Genomic DNA, 12700 nt, shown 5'->3' with positions numbered 1-12700 from the left:
CATAGTTCGATAATTCCGAAGTGTCGAAGCGTTGTATTGTGGAGGGCATGCGACCGCTACCCCAGCCGGCGCGCGAGTCGTTGACGCTCGCGCCAGTCCTCCACGCGCTCGGCGATCCGGTGCGCCTGGAGCTGGTACGGCGGGCCTGGGACAACCCCGAGTCGACCTGCTCCGCTCTCGCCGACGGCCTGGACGTGCCGCTGTCGACGCTGTCCAACCACTGGCGGATCCTGCGCGAGGCCGGGCTGATCACCATGACCGTCGACGGCCGGCACCGGCGGATCCGGCCGCGCGCCGACGATCTGAGCGACCGCTTCCCGGGCCTGCTCGACCCGATCCTGCGCCTCAGCGCGGCCGACCCGCCGGACGGCGGCCCGCAGTGAATAAGGGAGCAGGCCGTAAGCGAGAATGATCGAGCGTCCCGGGTGCCGTCCGCAGGCCGCCGCCGGCGGGCTGCCCAGGATCCGCGGGTTCGGCGGCCACGAGTGGTCGGAGCCGGGCGGGCGCACCGCCCGGCCGGCCCGGAACTCATCACCTGTCTCGTGACATTTACATCTGTCTGCCACGGGCCCTCACGAGGAGGATCGTTCGCGTAACCGCACCTCAAAGGGAGCAATCATGACCGTCTCACCCGTGGCCAAGACCGTCCGGATCGAGCGCACCTACGCGACCACGCCCGAGCACGTGTGGCGCCTGTGGACCACCAGTGCCGGCATCGAGTCCTGGTGGTCGCCCGACGGCTTCACGGTCAACGTCGGGAAACTGGACCTGCGGCCCGGCGGCGAGCTGATCTACACGATGACCGCGACCGCGCCCGAGCAGATCGCGTTCATGGAGGGCGCCGGGCTGCCGCTGAGCACCGAGTCGCGCAAGACCTTCGTCGAGGTGGACGAGCCCACGCGGCTCTCCTACACCTCGCTGGCCGACTTCATCCCGGGGGTGGAGCCGTACGACTTCCTCACCGTGGTCGAGATCCAGTCCACCGGCGACGGCGTCCACGTCGTCATGACCATGGACGCGATGCACGACGAGGAGTGGACCCAGCGCCTGACGGCCGGCCGCGGCAACGAGCTGGACAACCTCGGCCGGGTCATCGACGCCGGAGAAGTCTGATCCCCTCACGCTCGTGGTGCGCATCGTCTCTCCCTTGAACGGTCACGACACCGTTGCTCTAGCCCCCCGCCTGCGCCGCCGCGCGATCGGAGCGGATCCAGGTCGCCGCCATGCCGGCCCGTCCAGGACGCCCACCCGCGCCGGATCCGGCACCCGGCCGCGGCCTCTACTCTGGTCAGCCAGGACGCGAGGACGGGCGGTGGGAGGATTGGCGGAGCTGTGGCGATCCGACCGCATCGTCCGGCTGGCGCCGGTCGGCGCGGTCGCCTGCAGTGCTCTGCTGCCGGTGGTGCAGGTGATGCTGGCGTTCGGCTACATGGGCAACGACACCCGCACGGGGCTGTGGAGCCTCGCGGCGGTGGTGACGTACCTGCCGCTGCACCTGCGCCACGTCTGGTACGCGGCACACGCGCGGCGGCCACCGGCCGGCGTCTGGACCTTCGCCGTGATGGCCGCCGTCATCCTCGGCGCCACTCCCTTGGCCGGGAACATGTGGCCGCGGTCGTACGCGGCCCTGGTGGTGTCGGCGCTGCTGGTGCTGCCGGCGCCGTGGTCGTACATCGTGTACGTGACGGTGGCGGCCGCGGCGGCGCCGATCGCCTACGCGCTGGGGCTGCCGTGGACGACGGCGCCGTGGCTGCTGTTCTCGGTGCTGGGCGGGAGCGCGGCGCTGCTGCTGCTGGTCTGGCTCCCCGCCGCGCTGACGCGGCTGCGGGCGGCCAGGGAACTGCTTGCCCAGCAGGCGGTGGCACAGGAACGCCGCCGCCTCGACGACGATCTGCGCCGGAGCCTCGGCCGCGCGCTGGAGTCGATCGCGGCGCGCGGCGAACAGGCCGGGCGCAGGCTCGGGGGAGCCGCGCCCGAGGATCTGTCGGACGAGCTGGCCGCGCTCGCCGACGACTCCAGACGTACGCTCGCCGACGCCAGGCAACGCGTACGCGGCTACCGTCAGCCGTCGTTGCGCGCCGAGCTGGAGACCGCCGCGACCCTGCTGGCCGCGGCCGGCATCGAGACCCGCCTCGAACTTCCACGCGGCGGCGTCCCCGACGCCATCGCCCCGCAGTCCCGGGCCGCGCTGCGCGCGACGGTCACCCGGCTGCTGCGCGCCGATGCCGTACCCTCCTGCACGATCACGGTGACCTCCACGGACGGCCGCCTACGGCTGGAGCTGCGCACCGGCGAGGCCGCCGAGACGATCGAGATACCGGCATGACCGCGTCCATCCCGCCCCGCTGGGTGCTGCGGCACCCGCACTGGCCGCTGATCGCCCTGCACGTGCCGCTGACCCTGCAGGTGCCGGTCTACACGATCCTCGGCATGGACGGCCCGCCCGGCAACCCGGTCGCCGCGATCCTGGGGGCCGCCGCGGCCGGCGCGATCCAGCTGCGGCACAGCCTCGCGGCGGCCCGGGGCGAGCGTCCCGCGGGCTGGCCCTGGAGCCTCGCGGCGCTGGTGCTGCTCGCGGACCTGCCGATCTGGTGGCTCGGCTCCAACTGGGAAGCCCTCGGGATCTTCGCGCTCGCCTCGATGATGACCTTGCTGCGCGGGGGGTGGGTGCTGGCGGTGGCCGCCACGCTGCAGTTGACGGCCAACGCCACCAGGGAGGTGCTGACGATGCTGCAGAGCCAGAGCACGATCCCGCAGGCTCTCCTCCTCGGCCTGTACGCGGTGGTCGTCACCGGCCTGTACGCCGCGGCCCTGGTCGGTGGCGCCCGGCTGGTCCGGCTGCTGAACGAGCTGGACGCCGCCCGTACCGAGCTGGCCGCGACCGCCGTCGGCGAGGAGCGGATCCGGGTCTCGCGCGACCTGCACGACCTGCTCGGCCAGAGCCTGTCGGCGATCGCTCTCAAGGGCGACCTGGCGCTGCGGCTGCTCACCAGGGACGCCGTCGCCGCCCGCGCCGAGATCGAGAGCCTGACCGGCGTGGCCCGCCACGCGCTGCACGACGTACGGGCGATCACGCGGGACCAGCACGCCGTGTCGCTGCGTACGGAGATCGACGGGGCCGCGGCCCTGCTCGGCGCCGCAGGCGTGGAGACCCGGCTCGACGTGGCCGACCTGCGGTCGCTGCCCGGGTCCGCGCAGAGCGCCCTGGCCTGGGCCGTCAGAGAGGGCACCACGAACCTGCTGCGCCACAGCGAGGCCGGCTCCTGCACCATCACGCTCTCCCGGCAGCACGGGAGAATACGGCTGGAGATCGTCAACGACGGCGTCCGCGGCGCCGCCGGCCTTGGGAGCGGCTCCGGGCTCGCCGGGGTGGCCGAGCGGGCCGAAGCCGTGTCCGGCTCGTCCGAGGCCGGTGTCCGTGATGGCCGGTTCCGGCTGTCGGTCGAGGTTCCCGAGGAGGTCGCGTGATCCGCGTGCTGATCGCCGAGGACATGCACATGATCAGGTCCGCGCTGGTCGCGTTGCTGTCGCTGGAGGACGACATGGAGGTGGTCGCCGAGATCGAGCGCGGGGACGAGGTGCTGGACGCCGCGCTGCGGGTACGCCCCGACGTCGCGGTGCTGGACATCGACATGCCGGGCCTGGACGGGCTGTCGGCGGCCGAGCAACTGTCCGCGCGGGTTCCCGACTGCCGCACTCTCGTGCTCACGGGGCTCAGCCAGCCGGGCAACCTGCTGCGCGCGCTGAAGGTGCACGTCAAGGGCTTCATCGTGAAGGACGCCCCGGCGCAGACCCTCACGGACGGGATCAGGCGCATCGCGGCGGGGGAGCGGGTGATCGACCCCGAGCTCGTCGCCGCTGCTCTCGAGACCGGCAGCAGCCCGCTGACGGCCCGCGAGACCGAGGTGCTGCGCGCCGCGGCGAGCGGCAACCGCGTCGCCCAGATCGCCACCCAGCTCTCGCTCTCGCAGGCCACGGTGCGCAACTACCTGTCGAACGCGATCAGCAAGGTGGGCGGGCGCAACCGCATCGACGCCATCCGCATATCTCGCGACGCCGGCTGGCTCTAGACATGTCAGTGCTCGGTCTGTCAGCGGTCGGGGGTGAGGAGGGGTTTGACGTCCAGGATCGGGGTCGCGTCGAGGGCTTCGAGGTTGCGGACGTGGACGCGCGTGCCGTCGATGGCGAGGATGTGGACGACGTGCAGGCCGATCGGGTTGGGACGGTCGGGCGCGCGGGTGGCGAAGACGCCGGAGAGCGGCCGGGTGGTGTCGCCGCGCGGGTGAACGGTGAGCGTCTCGCGGTCGGCGCGGTCGAGCCAGGTGAGCAGCAGGACGTCGGCACCCGGGGCCAGGCCGTCCAGGGCGGGGGCGTACCGATCGTCGAGGACGAGCCAGGCCTCGGGCGCTCCCTCGTCGGGCTGCCGGGGCGCCGCCGCCCGATCCGTCAGCGTCGACTCGACGCGCCCGATCGGGCGCAGCGTGTATTCGGTCAAGGTCCTGGATCCTCTCACTCGGTCTCGGCCGCGGAGGCCTGCTCGATGGGGAAGAAAACCGGGCTGAGCAGGTATTGCGCGCGATCCGGCGTCGGCTCGTTGGCCAGCAGGGGCAGGATCACGCGCCGCAGCTCGATGATCATATTCTCCAGTTCGTCGCGGTTGAGCCAGACGGCGTGCTGCCGGTAGCCGACCAGGTCCGCGGCCGGCTCGGCGTTGTCGCGATCGAGGTAGGCGTTGAACTCGGCCACCAGCACGGCCATCGACGTGGCGAACACGCGCCGGTGGTCGTCGGGCGACAGCGCCGCCGCCGCGGCGGCGTCCACGATGACCCGGTCAAGGCGTAGCCGGTAGCGGCGTTCCACCGCGCCGCGCACGCGCCGCTCGTCGGCCACCTCCAGGATTCCGTTGGCCGCGAGCAGGTCGACGTGCCGGTAGATCATGGCCTTCGAGCTGTCGGGGATGCGGGCGCACAGTTGAGCGGTGGTGAGTTCGCGCCCTCCGCGCATCGCGTGCACGATCCGCAGCCGTACCGGATGCGCCAGCAGTTCCAGGGTGTCCACCTCGCAACGGTCTCATGCCGTGCCACCATTACACAAACACGAGAACGGTGGCTGCCTCTAGTGCGGGAACGCCTTCGGCGGGCGGGGCGTCACCTCGTCGCGGAACGCCTCGATGACGGAGTGGACCTGGCGCATGAGCACGGTGTCCCGGAGCCGGTCCAGGTAGAGCGAGCGCCGGGCCAGCGCGTCGAGGTCCACGGCGAAGTAGATGGCCATCAGTGGATTGACGAACAGCTCGCTGCCCTTGGTCCTGTCGGTGAAGCGCACATCCCCGAACTCGCCGCGCACGGCCGCCGCGATCGAGCCGTTCACGATGCTCGGGTACGCCGGCAGCTCGGCCTGGGCGTGGGCGACGGCGTCGAGGTAGAGCGCGCCCGCCTTCGTGGACCTGGAGACGGAGAACGCGCCCAGGTAGGCGCCGTCGCGCTCCAGGGCTGCCAGGTTCTCCAGGACCTGTGCGTGGTTGACGCCGTGATAGGCGTCCACCCCGAAGCCCAGGCAGGCCACGATCTTCTCGGGGACGTCGAGGGCGTGGGCGGCGGCCAGGCTCGTCATGTCGTCGGCCGGCGTGCCGAGGCCGGCCTCGTCGCCGCGCATGAGGATGTCGGTGCCGCCGTCCACCAGGACGACCGCGTCCAGGTCGAGGTGCGCGGCGAGCTTGGCGTACGCGGCCTGCAGCGGGCGGACGCCGACCTTGGGGAAGGCGTACACGGTCGACGGCTGGCCGTGCATGGCCAGCCAGCGGGCCAGGCAGCCCTCGGGGAAGTACCAGTCGCGGGCCTCGGTGTCCGGGCGTATCTCCGCGACGTCCTCGAACAGCCAGACGTCGAGATCGAGCGCGTCGAGGTGGCTGAACGACAGGTTCGCCAGGTGCACCTCCTTGCCGGCCTCCCGGAGGGTCAGGGCGAGGGGTAACCCGGCGTACACGTCGGAACCTCCGCCTGCGCCGGCGACGAGGATCCGGCTGCAACGCTCAAGCCGGGCGGACAGGGGCGATCCGAACATGCATCACATCTTGCACTGTGGACAGCACGATCAGCGTCCCGTAATCGCTCGCGCTGCAGGCGTCGGCCCGGGGTTCGGGGCCGTTCATCAGCGGGCGCTGCGATCAATGTGGCAGAGTGCGGGGCATGAAGCCCGATTTGCGCCTCGACGTTCCGGCGGACTTCGACGACTCCGATGCCGACTCCCAAGTCCATCCGATGGCCAGGTTGCTGTTCCCCGCACGGACCGCCGCGGAAGCGTTCGGCAAGGCCCAGGAGTGGGTGGGGGCTCACAACGTATTTCTGGTGGACGTCTCGTGGGACTACGCGACCGGTGAGGCAGAACCATACGTCCTGAGCATCTACTTCGTCTTCGAGGACGAATCCGAGCCGGCGTGAGCCACGGCCCGGCGCGGGCGGTGGCGAAGTGAAGGCTGATCGGCAACCACAGCGAGCGGGTCGCGACGTAGGCGGCGGCCGTCATGGTTCCTCCCGTCAGGGCGAGCGAGAGCGTCCCCCACAGCGTGGCGTTGACGTTGACCAGATGCGTCACGCCGAACAGCAGGGCGGACACGACCAGGGCGATCACGGTGCCGGTGTGTTCCTTTCCGCAGTGATCCTGCGGCAGAAGGGAGGCTGGGGAACGGAACGGGCCATGCCATCCCACCGGAAGGGACATTCGGGATAGCTCTCACGGGGGATGGGGACGAGTTCAGGGTGAGGTCCGGGGGAGGGCGAGGGCCAGGATGGCTCCGCCGTGAGGGGCGTTGGCAGCGGTGAGGGTGCCGCCGTGCAGGCGCGCGTTCTCGGCGGCGATGGCCAGGCCCAGACCGCTGCCCTCGGTACGGGTACGGGCGGCGTCGCCTTTGGTGAACCGGTCGAAGACGTGGGGCAGAAGGTCGGCGGGGATGCCGGGCCCGTCGTCGGAGACGGTGACGACGATCCGGTCGGCACCGTACTGGACCTGGATGAGGACCGACACCGCCGGGCCGCCGTGCCGCAGCGCGTTGCCGACGAGGTTGGCGAGGATGACATCGACCCGGCGCGGGTCGAGGCGGACGCGCAGGCCCGGGGGGATGTCGGTGCGGACCCGATCGTGCCAGTGCCGCAGATCGAGCGTCTTGGCGATGAGCTCGCCCAGGTCGACCTCGTCGAGATTCAGTACGGCGGCGCCGGCGTCGAAGCGGGACACCTCGATCAGGTCCTCGACGAGGCGGGTGAGCTTGCGCGTCTCGTCGGAGACCAGCTGCAGCGCCTCGGCGGTGAGCGGCGCGAGGCGGCCGGAGGCGGCGTCGGCGTCGAGGACTCCGGTGACAGCGCTCATGGCCGCCAGCGGCGTACGCAGCTCGTGGGAGACGTCGGCGGCGAACCGCCGCGCCCGCGCTTCCATGTCGCGCAGTGCGGCCGCGTCGGCCTGGAGCGTGGCCGCCATGGTGTTGAAGGTGCGGCCGAGGTCGGCGAGTTCGTCGTCGCCGGTGACGCTCACGCGGGTGTCCAGGCTGCCTCCCGCCATCTGTTCCGCGGCCGTGCGCAGCCGCCGTACCGGTCGCAGCAGTCTGCGCGCGGCCAGCAGCGCGGGGACGATGGAGGCCAGAGCGACGGGGAGGGCTCCGGCGCGGGCGGCGGCCGCCAGGCTGTCCACGTCCTGCTGCTGGGAGGCCAGGGAGAGGGAGGCGTAGACGACGAGCGGCGGGGAGTCGTGCGGGCGTGCGGCGGCGGTGACGGGAAGGGCCACGGCCAGCCAGGGCGTCCGGGCGTGGTGGAAGCGCTGGGCCAGCGCGGTGCGCGCCGAGGCCGCCTGCCCGCGCAGCTGCGCGGGCAGCGGCGGCACCTGCTTCCCGGCGGCGATGAGCGGGCCGCCACGATAGGACAGCGCGGTGTGCCGGCCCCGCGTGCCCATCGCCAGGTCCAGCTGCCGGGCCAGCTTGCGCAGATCCGCCTCGGCGGGGTCGGCGGGCAGGTCGGGCGTCCGGGAGGTGAGGTTGGCGCGTAGTTCCTGCAGGACGTCGGCCTGGACGCGTTCGACGATCGCGGTGCGGCCCTGCCGGTAGGTGATCGTGGCGGCGGTCAGCGCGCTGATCGTGGAGACCAGGAGGAACACCAGGACCAGCTGGGCTCTCAGGCCGCGGGCGCGGGCGAGGCGGATCACAGCGGCCCGAACCGGTAACCGAAGCCGCGCACGGTCTGGATGTAGCGGGGGTTGCGAGGGTCGTTCTCGATCTTGGCTCGCAGCCGCATCACGCACGCGTCGACCAGCCGGTAGTCGCCGTGGAAGCTGTGCTCCCAGACCTGTTCCAGGAGTTGCTGGCGGCTGAAGGTCTGCTCGGGCGCGGCCGTCAGGAACAGCAGCAGCTTCAGCTCCGTCGGCGCCAGCGCGAGCTGCTCGCCGTGCTTGAGCACGCGCAGGGCGACCCGGTCGACGAACAGGTCGCCGTGGGTGGTGCGCGCCTGGTCGGAGGAGGCGGGCTGGGTGGTACGGCGCAGCACCGCGCGCATGCGGGCCTCGATGACCTCGCTGCTGGCCGGCTTGATCACGTAGTCGTCGGCGCCGGCTTCCAGGCCCACGACGACGTCCACGTCATCGTCGCGGGCTGACAGGATCACGATGGGCACCTGGCTGAAGGCGCGGATGCGGCGGCAGGTCTCCAGGCCGCTCATGCCGGGCAGCATGAGGTCGAGCAGGACGATGTCGGGCGCGCTCGCGATGAGTTCGGCCAGTCCTTCCTCGCCGGTCGAGACGAGCAGGGTCTCGTGGCCCCTGTGGCGCAGGCCGAGGCTCACGCCGCGGCGTACGGCCGGGTCGTCTTCTATCACCAGGACGCGGGTCATGAGGAGGCTCCCTGGCGGGCCGGGACGGCCGATCCGCTCTCGTCGCACCTGACGGGCCAGGGCGGGCCCGGCATGCCGGGCTCGAACACCTCGATCACCGGGTCGTCGCCGACGTCCGGGGCCTCAGCGGCCGTACAGACCAGCTGGCTCACCGCAGCCGGGCGCAGGTCACGCACCAGCCACGGCAGATGCAGCTGTACGCGGCCCTTGGCCGTCCTGGCGCGGACCGGACGTGGCGCCGAGGGCAGTTGCGTGATCAGCCCGCGTGCCCGCTCGGCCGCCGTGGGGCCGTCGAGCAGCGCGTCCATGGCCTGTTGCACCCGGGCGGCGGCCGATGCCGGCCGGGAGACCGGCCAGGTGCCCTGGGGCGTGACGAAGTACACCCGCAGTGAACTACCGAGGTCTTCGGTCAGGCCGCCTTGGACCAAGTCACCGGCGGAGCGCACATCGGTGTCGCTGATTCCACAACCCGCCAGCGTCGCCGCGGCGACCAGGCCGGCCGCCACGTGGCATAAGACCCTCGGCATGTGTCCGTTCCCCCGTTTCCTGGCGCGAACCGTCCTGTCATGGCTGGCTGAGCCTGCTCACGTCGACCGTCCCGGCGCCGGGCCGCGGCCGCGGTATCGCCGCCCACAGCCCCGCCGCCATGACCGCCGCGGCGGCCAGTGCCGCCCATCCGCGCCGCCCGGTGGCCCAGCCGGTGCGCAGCCGTATCGGATCTTCGACGGTGGCCTTCGAGACTACCGCAGCCAGCAGTGACAGCCCGGCCGCGATGATCGTCCAGCCCCAGCCGCCGAACCCGGCCACCGGCCGGGGCAGCAGCAGGTAGACCGGCCAGTGCCACAGGTACAGGCTGTAGGACAGCTCGCCCAGCCGGCGCGGCACGGTGCTGCCGATCACCCGGCCCGCCAGGCCGTCCGGTGCGTGGGCCAGGAGCGCGATCAGCGCAGCGCCGGCCAGGGAGTGTGCGAACATCCCCCCCTGGAACAGGCCGGGGGCCTTTTCCCCGCCGGTCAACAGCCATGAGGCCGACAGTCCGCACAGCAGCAGGACGCAGAGCACGTCCACGGCGGTACGTGACAGGCCGGCCACCGCGTTCCGGATGGGCGCCGTGGCGGCGGCCGCGCCGAGGAGCAGGGAGAAGGCCCGGGTGTCGGTGCCCTCGTAGGCGCGGGTGGTGTCCACGGCCGCCCCGAGCCTGATCATGAGCAGAAGTGAGACGAGCGCGCCGGCCACCGCGACGAGCGCCACCCGCCGGTGCCCGCCGGGCCCTCTCCCGGCCACTGCCAGCATCAGAGGCCAGGCCAGGTAGAAGTGCCATTCGACGCCGATGCTCCACAGGTGGGCGAACAGGCGGGTGCCGGAGGCGTTCCAGTAGCCGATCCGCTCGCCGATGTAGTGCCAGTTCACGCTCTGGGCGGCCACCCACGGCGCGTCCTGGAGGGTGTACCTCAGCACGTCCGGCCTGGCGAACGCCCAGGCCAGCAGCAGTGTTGAGGTGACCATGAAGGTCAGCGCGGGCAGCAGACGGCGGGCCCTGCGCTCCCAGAAGGCCGCCAGGCGGAGACCGCCGTTCCTGCCGAGCTCCTCCAGCAGCAGGCCGGTGATCAGAAAGCCGGACAGGACGAAGAACAGGTCGACGCCCAGGAACCCGCCGCGCAGGTGCCCGGCGTGAAACAGCAGGACCGCGGCGACAGCGAGCCCGCGCAGCCCGTCGAGCGCGCCGACATGCGCGCGACGCGGGGCCGACGTCGTCGGTCCCATCAGCCGCAGCCGAGTTTGGCGAAGCGCTCGTCGCCGGTCCACGGCCCGGTGGCCCAGACGCCGGGGGCGGCCGGGGTGAAGCCGGCCAACTCGCCGAGCTGCTTGGCGAACCAGGTGGCGAAGGCCGCCGAGCCCTGCTGGCAGGAGTGGACGCCGTCCTTGGCGCGCTGGGCCTTGGCGGCGGCGTAGTCGCTTCCCCACAGCGCGGAGGCATCCAGGTAGCGAACGTGCGTGGCCTTGGCGGCCATCGCCGGCGCGGTCTTGATCGCGTTCTCGTGGGGCTTGTAGAAATCGTCGATCTTGAACGGCGGCGCGGACACCAGTACGAGCTCGGCACCGGCGTCCGCGGCCGTTCGGGAGAGCTTCTGGTAGGCCGACAGCTGTTGGCGGGCGGTGCCCCAGTCGTAGGTGGTGATCTGGTAGGCGATCACCGTCGGCCGGAAGGAGGCGAGGTTCTCCTTCAGCGTCTTCCAGGTGTCCCTGGCCGCCATGGCCGTCACCTCGTGGTCACCGGCGACGACGTTGCCGCCGCCGTCGGACGTGGCGTTCTTGAACGCCACGCCCGAGGCCTTCAACGCCGCCTCCAGCGCCGGGGCCTGCGCGCCCGCGATGGAGTCACCCATCCAGAGCACCTTGACGCCGGTGGCGGTCTGCTGGGTAGCCGCGCCGGGGGAGGTCGCGGACGCGCCGCAACCCGCGAGTGTGAGCCCGGTCGCGACAGCCAGGATCAGGCCGGTGTACCCGTGGTGGAGCCGGCGAGAGAGGTTCGTCGATCGCATGGCCAGCAGGCAATCAGACGAATTCGGGGCTCAGCCGGGTTGTCATCGTTTCATCACACGATGCGGGATCGGCCGTCACGAAGGCCGGGCGGGCGCGCCAAGGGTGCTGTCGTCAAGCGGCCGGCTCACACCGCCGGTGGGACCCAGGGTTGAAGGGTCTCCGGGTCGAACGGCATGGAGATGTGTTCGTGGGTGATCAGCCACTTGCCGCTGGTCCGGCGGCAGCAGACCGTCGATCGTACCCACATCACGCGATCAGACCCGTCCTTCAGGTTTCCGGTGTCCAGGTGGAGCATGTGCGCGAACGCGACGTCTCCGCTGGTGGCGATGTTGAGTTCGTGCGTTTCCAGGCCGATGGGGCCGTCATATTCGTCGAACCACCGTACGAAATTACGGCGGACTTCGTCGGACCCCGCGAACTGGAGCGGGGGAACGACATCGTAATAAATGATGTCGGGAGAATAGTGGGACATGAGCCGGTCAATGTCCTTTGCCTGGCAGGCATCGACTCGACCTTCCAGGAAGGCCAGAAATTCGGCATCGTTCGTAGTCATTGCATCCTCCGTTCAAGGAATGTGTGGTGTCAGGCGGCGCGGCCGGCCTTGAGCGAGGCGGCGGTGTCGACGATTCGGCGGGCCTGGTAGCGGGCCGCGTCCAAGGGCACGTCGCCGGGTGCGCCGTCGCCGGCCACGTGGGAGGTGCCGTACGGGTTGCCTGACTGGAACTGGATGGGGTCGGTGTAGCCGGGAGGCACGATGATGCCGCCCCAGTGGTAGAACGTGTTCCCCAGCGCCAGGATGGTGGATTCCTGCCCGCCATGGGCGGTGTTGGAGGCAGTGAAAGCCGAGTACACCTTGTTGGCGAGCAAGCCCTGGAACCACAGGGGCCCGGTGGTGTCGATGAACGCCCTGAGCTGGCTGGCCGGGTTGCCGAAGCGGGTGGGGGTACCGAACAGCACCGCGTCGGCCCACTCCAGGTCGTCGAGGCCGGCCTGGACGACGTCGGCGGTGTCCTGAATGTGCCGGCCCCAGGCCGGATTGGCGCTGATCGCCTCCGGCGGAGCCGTTTCGGCGACCTTGCGCAGTCGCACATTGGCACCGGCCTTTTCCGCGCCTTCGGCGGCGGCTCGCGCCAAGGCATGCACGGTGCCGGTGGCACTGTAGTAAATGATCGCGAGGTTGACGGATTCCATGGTCAGTTTCCTTTCGCAATGTTCGTCTCAGGAGTTTGACGACGGAGCCGTGCGAAATGTCAGGCGGACGTCTTTGCCGAGCGCTTCGCGTGCGG

Annotated in this window: 16 protein-coding genes and 1 pseudogene; 6 read left to right on the top strand and 11 right to left on the bottom strand. The window is 71.2% G+C overall.

The features are described from left to right. Positions 1 to 47 precede the first annotated feature (47 nt). The 5 genes from ACWEPL_RS09890 to ACWEPL_RS09870 all read left to right on the top strand — a co-directional run bounded on the left by ACWEPL_RS09890 (position 48) and on the right by ACWEPL_RS09870 (position 4070). The gene (locus tag ACWEPL_RS09890; RefSeq protein WP_363973843.1) at positions 48 to 383 is read left to right on the top strand and encodes an ArsR/SmtB family transcription factor; all 336 of its coding nucleotides are present in this window, start codon (positions 48 to 50) and stop codon (positions 381 to 383) included. Between the two features lie 235 nt (positions 384 to 618). Beyond that, the gene (locus tag ACWEPL_RS09885) at positions 619 to 1113 is read left to right on the top strand and encodes an SRPBCC family protein (RefSeq protein ID WP_452435785.1); all 495 of its coding nucleotides are present in this window, start codon (positions 619 to 621) and stop codon (positions 1111 to 1113) included. Positions 1114 to 1312: 199 nt separating this feature from the next. After that, positions 1313 to 2326 (top strand): hypothetical protein, encoded by a 1014-nt coding sequence (locus tag ACWEPL_RS09880; RefSeq protein ID WP_452435784.1) that lies wholly within the window; start codon positions 1313 to 1315, stop codon positions 2324 to 2326. Then, positions 2323 to 3468: a sensor histidine kinase gene (locus tag ACWEPL_RS09875; protein WP_452435783.1), complete on the top strand. Its 1146-nt coding sequence runs from the start codon at positions 2323 to 2325 to the stop codon at positions 3466 to 3468. Before ACWEPL_RS09880 ends, ACWEPL_RS09875 begins: the two co-directional genes overlap by 4 nt. Next, on the top strand, positions 3465 to 4070 hold the full coding sequence (locus ACWEPL_RS09870; protein WP_363973854.1) for a response regulator transcription factor: 606 nt from the start codon (positions 3465 to 3467) through the stop codon (positions 4068 to 4070). Before ACWEPL_RS09875 ends, ACWEPL_RS09870 begins: the two co-directional genes overlap by 4 nt. A gap of 20 nt (positions 4071 to 4090) precedes the next feature. Here the strand turns inward: ACWEPL_RS09870 and tsaA are convergent, their stop codons facing one another. The 3 genes from tsaA to ACWEPL_RS09855 are packed head-to-tail and all read right to left on the bottom strand — an operon-like array spanning position 4091 to position 6063. Continuing rightward, entirely contained in the window at positions 4091 to 4495 is a 405-nt protein-coding gene (gene tsaA, locus ACWEPL_RS09865) for a tRNA (N6-threonylcarbamoyladenosine(37)-N6)-methyltransferase TrmO (RefSeq protein ID WP_452435782.1), read from the bottom strand. Between the two features lie 14 nt (positions 4496 to 4509). Further along, complete coding sequence (locus ACWEPL_RS09860; protein ID WP_452435781.1) at positions 4510 to 5058, bottom strand: helix-turn-helix domain-containing protein; 549 nt, start codon at positions 5056 to 5058, stop codon at positions 4510 to 4512. A gap of 57 nt (positions 5059 to 5115) precedes the next feature. Further along, positions 5116 to 6063 (bottom strand): DUF1152 domain-containing protein, encoded by a 948-nt coding sequence (locus tag ACWEPL_RS09855; RefSeq protein WP_363973863.1) that lies wholly within the window; start codon positions 6061 to 6063, stop codon positions 5116 to 5118. A gap of 125 nt (positions 6064 to 6188) precedes the next feature. On the opposite strand from ACWEPL_RS09855, the gene ACWEPL_RS09850 reads away from it, so the two are divergent. Then, positions 6189 to 6440: a hypothetical protein gene (locus ACWEPL_RS09850; protein WP_355196388.1), complete on the top strand. Its 252-nt coding sequence runs from the start codon at positions 6189 to 6191 to the stop codon at positions 6438 to 6440. A 34-nt stretch (positions 6441 to 6474) separates the two neighbouring features. Here ACWEPL_RS09850 and ACWEPL_RS09845 read toward each other — a convergent pair. The 8 genes and pseudogenes from ACWEPL_RS09845 to wrbA all read right to left on the bottom strand — a co-directional run. Beyond that, positions 6475 to 6720, bottom strand: a pseudogene (locus tag ACWEPL_RS09845) (CPBP family glutamic-type intramembrane protease); the annotation flags it as partial. Between the two features lie 33 nt (positions 6721 to 6753). Continuing rightward, positions 6754 to 8190, bottom strand: coding sequence for an ATP-binding protein (locus ACWEPL_RS09840; protein WP_452435780.1), 1437 nt, complete (start codon positions 8188 to 8190; stop codon positions 6754 to 6756). Next, positions 8187 to 8870 (bottom strand): response regulator transcription factor, encoded by a 684-nt coding sequence (locus ACWEPL_RS09835; protein ID WP_350730502.1) that lies wholly within the window; start codon positions 8868 to 8870, stop codon positions 8187 to 8189. Before ACWEPL_RS09835 ends, ACWEPL_RS09840 begins: the two co-directional genes overlap by 4 nt. Continuing rightward, positions 8867 to 9397: a GerMN domain-containing protein gene (locus ACWEPL_RS09830; RefSeq protein WP_452435779.1), complete on the bottom strand. Its 531-nt coding sequence runs from the start codon at positions 9395 to 9397 to the stop codon at positions 8867 to 8869. The genes ACWEPL_RS09835 and ACWEPL_RS09830 overlap by 4 nt, the downstream gene beginning before the upstream one ends. Before the next feature lie 37 nt (positions 9398 to 9434). After that, positions 9435 to 10634: an acyltransferase family protein gene (locus ACWEPL_RS09825; protein ID WP_452435778.1), complete on the bottom strand. Its 1200-nt coding sequence runs from the start codon at positions 10632 to 10634 to the stop codon at positions 9435 to 9437. Further along, positions 10634 to 11413, bottom strand: coding sequence for an SGNH hydrolase domain-containing protein (locus tag ACWEPL_RS09820; protein ID WP_452435777.1), 780 nt, complete (start codon positions 11411 to 11413; stop codon positions 10634 to 10636). The genes ACWEPL_RS09825 and ACWEPL_RS09820 overlap by 1 nt, the downstream gene beginning before the upstream one ends. Before the next feature lie 125 nt (positions 11414 to 11538). Further along, positions 11539 to 11967, bottom strand: a complete 429-nt coding sequence (locus tag ACWEPL_RS09815) for a YybH family protein (protein WP_452435776.1) — start codon at positions 11965 to 11967, stop codon at positions 11539 to 11541. Between the two features lie 29 nt (positions 11968 to 11996). After that, a complete protein-coding gene (wrbA, locus tag ACWEPL_RS09810; RefSeq protein ID WP_452435775.1) occupies positions 11997 to 12605 on the bottom strand; it encodes an NAD(P)H:quinone oxidoreductase in 609 nt (202 codons plus the stop codon). Between the last annotated feature and the right edge of the window lie 95 nt (positions 12606 to 12700).

Source organism: Nonomuraea sp. NPDC004186, from assembly GCF_053603495.1.
The sequence above is the reverse complement of the archived record's forward strand: the minus strand, read 5'-3'. Positions and strand labels throughout refer to the sequence as shown.

What these genes read in the sequence shown, in the direction of transcription:
- ACWEPL_RS09890 (WP_363973843.1), top strand. Translation starts at nt 48, where the DNA reads ATGCGACCGCTACCCCAGCCGGCGCGCGAGTCGTTGACGCTCGCGCCA.
- ACWEPL_RS09885 (WP_452435785.1), top strand. Translation starts at nt 619, where the DNA reads ATGACCGTCTCACCCGTGGCCAAGACCGTCCGGATCGAGCGCACCTAC.
- ACWEPL_RS09875 (WP_452435783.1), top strand. Translation starts at nt 2,323, where the DNA reads ATGACCGCGTCCATCCCGCCCCGCTGGGTGCTGCGGCACCCGCACTGG.
- ACWEPL_RS09855 (WP_363973863.1), bottom strand. Translation starts at nt 6,063, where the DNA reads ATGTTCGGATCGCCCCTGTCCGCCCGGCTTGAGCGTTGCAGCCGGATC.
- ACWEPL_RS09850 (WP_355196388.1), top strand. Translation starts at nt 6,189, where the DNA reads ATGAAGCCCGATTTGCGCCTCGACGTTCCGGCGGACTTCGACGACTCC.
- ACWEPL_RS09835 (WP_350730502.1), bottom strand. Translation starts at nt 8,870, where the DNA reads ATGACCCGCGTCCTGGTGATAGAAGACGACCCGGCCGTACGCCGCGGC.
- ACWEPL_RS09830 (WP_452435779.1), bottom strand. Translation starts at nt 9,397, where the DNA reads ATGCCGAGGGTCTTATGCCACGTGGCGGCCGGCCTGGTCGCCGCGGCG.
- ACWEPL_RS09825 (WP_452435778.1), bottom strand. Translation starts at nt 10,634, where the DNA reads ATGGGACCGACGACGTCGGCCCCGCGTCGCGCGCATGTCGGCGCGCTC.
- ACWEPL_RS09820 (WP_452435777.1), bottom strand. Translation starts at nt 11,413, where the DNA reads ATGCGATCGACGAACCTCTCTCGCCGGCTCCACCACGGGTACACCGGC.
- ACWEPL_RS09815 (WP_452435776.1), bottom strand. Translation starts at nt 11,967, where the DNA reads ATGACTACGAACGATGCCGAATTTCTGGCCTTCCTGGAAGGTCGAGTC.
- wrbA (WP_452435775.1), bottom strand. Translation starts at nt 12,605, where the DNA reads ATGGAATCCGTCAACCTCGCGATCATTTACTACAGTGCCACCGGCACC.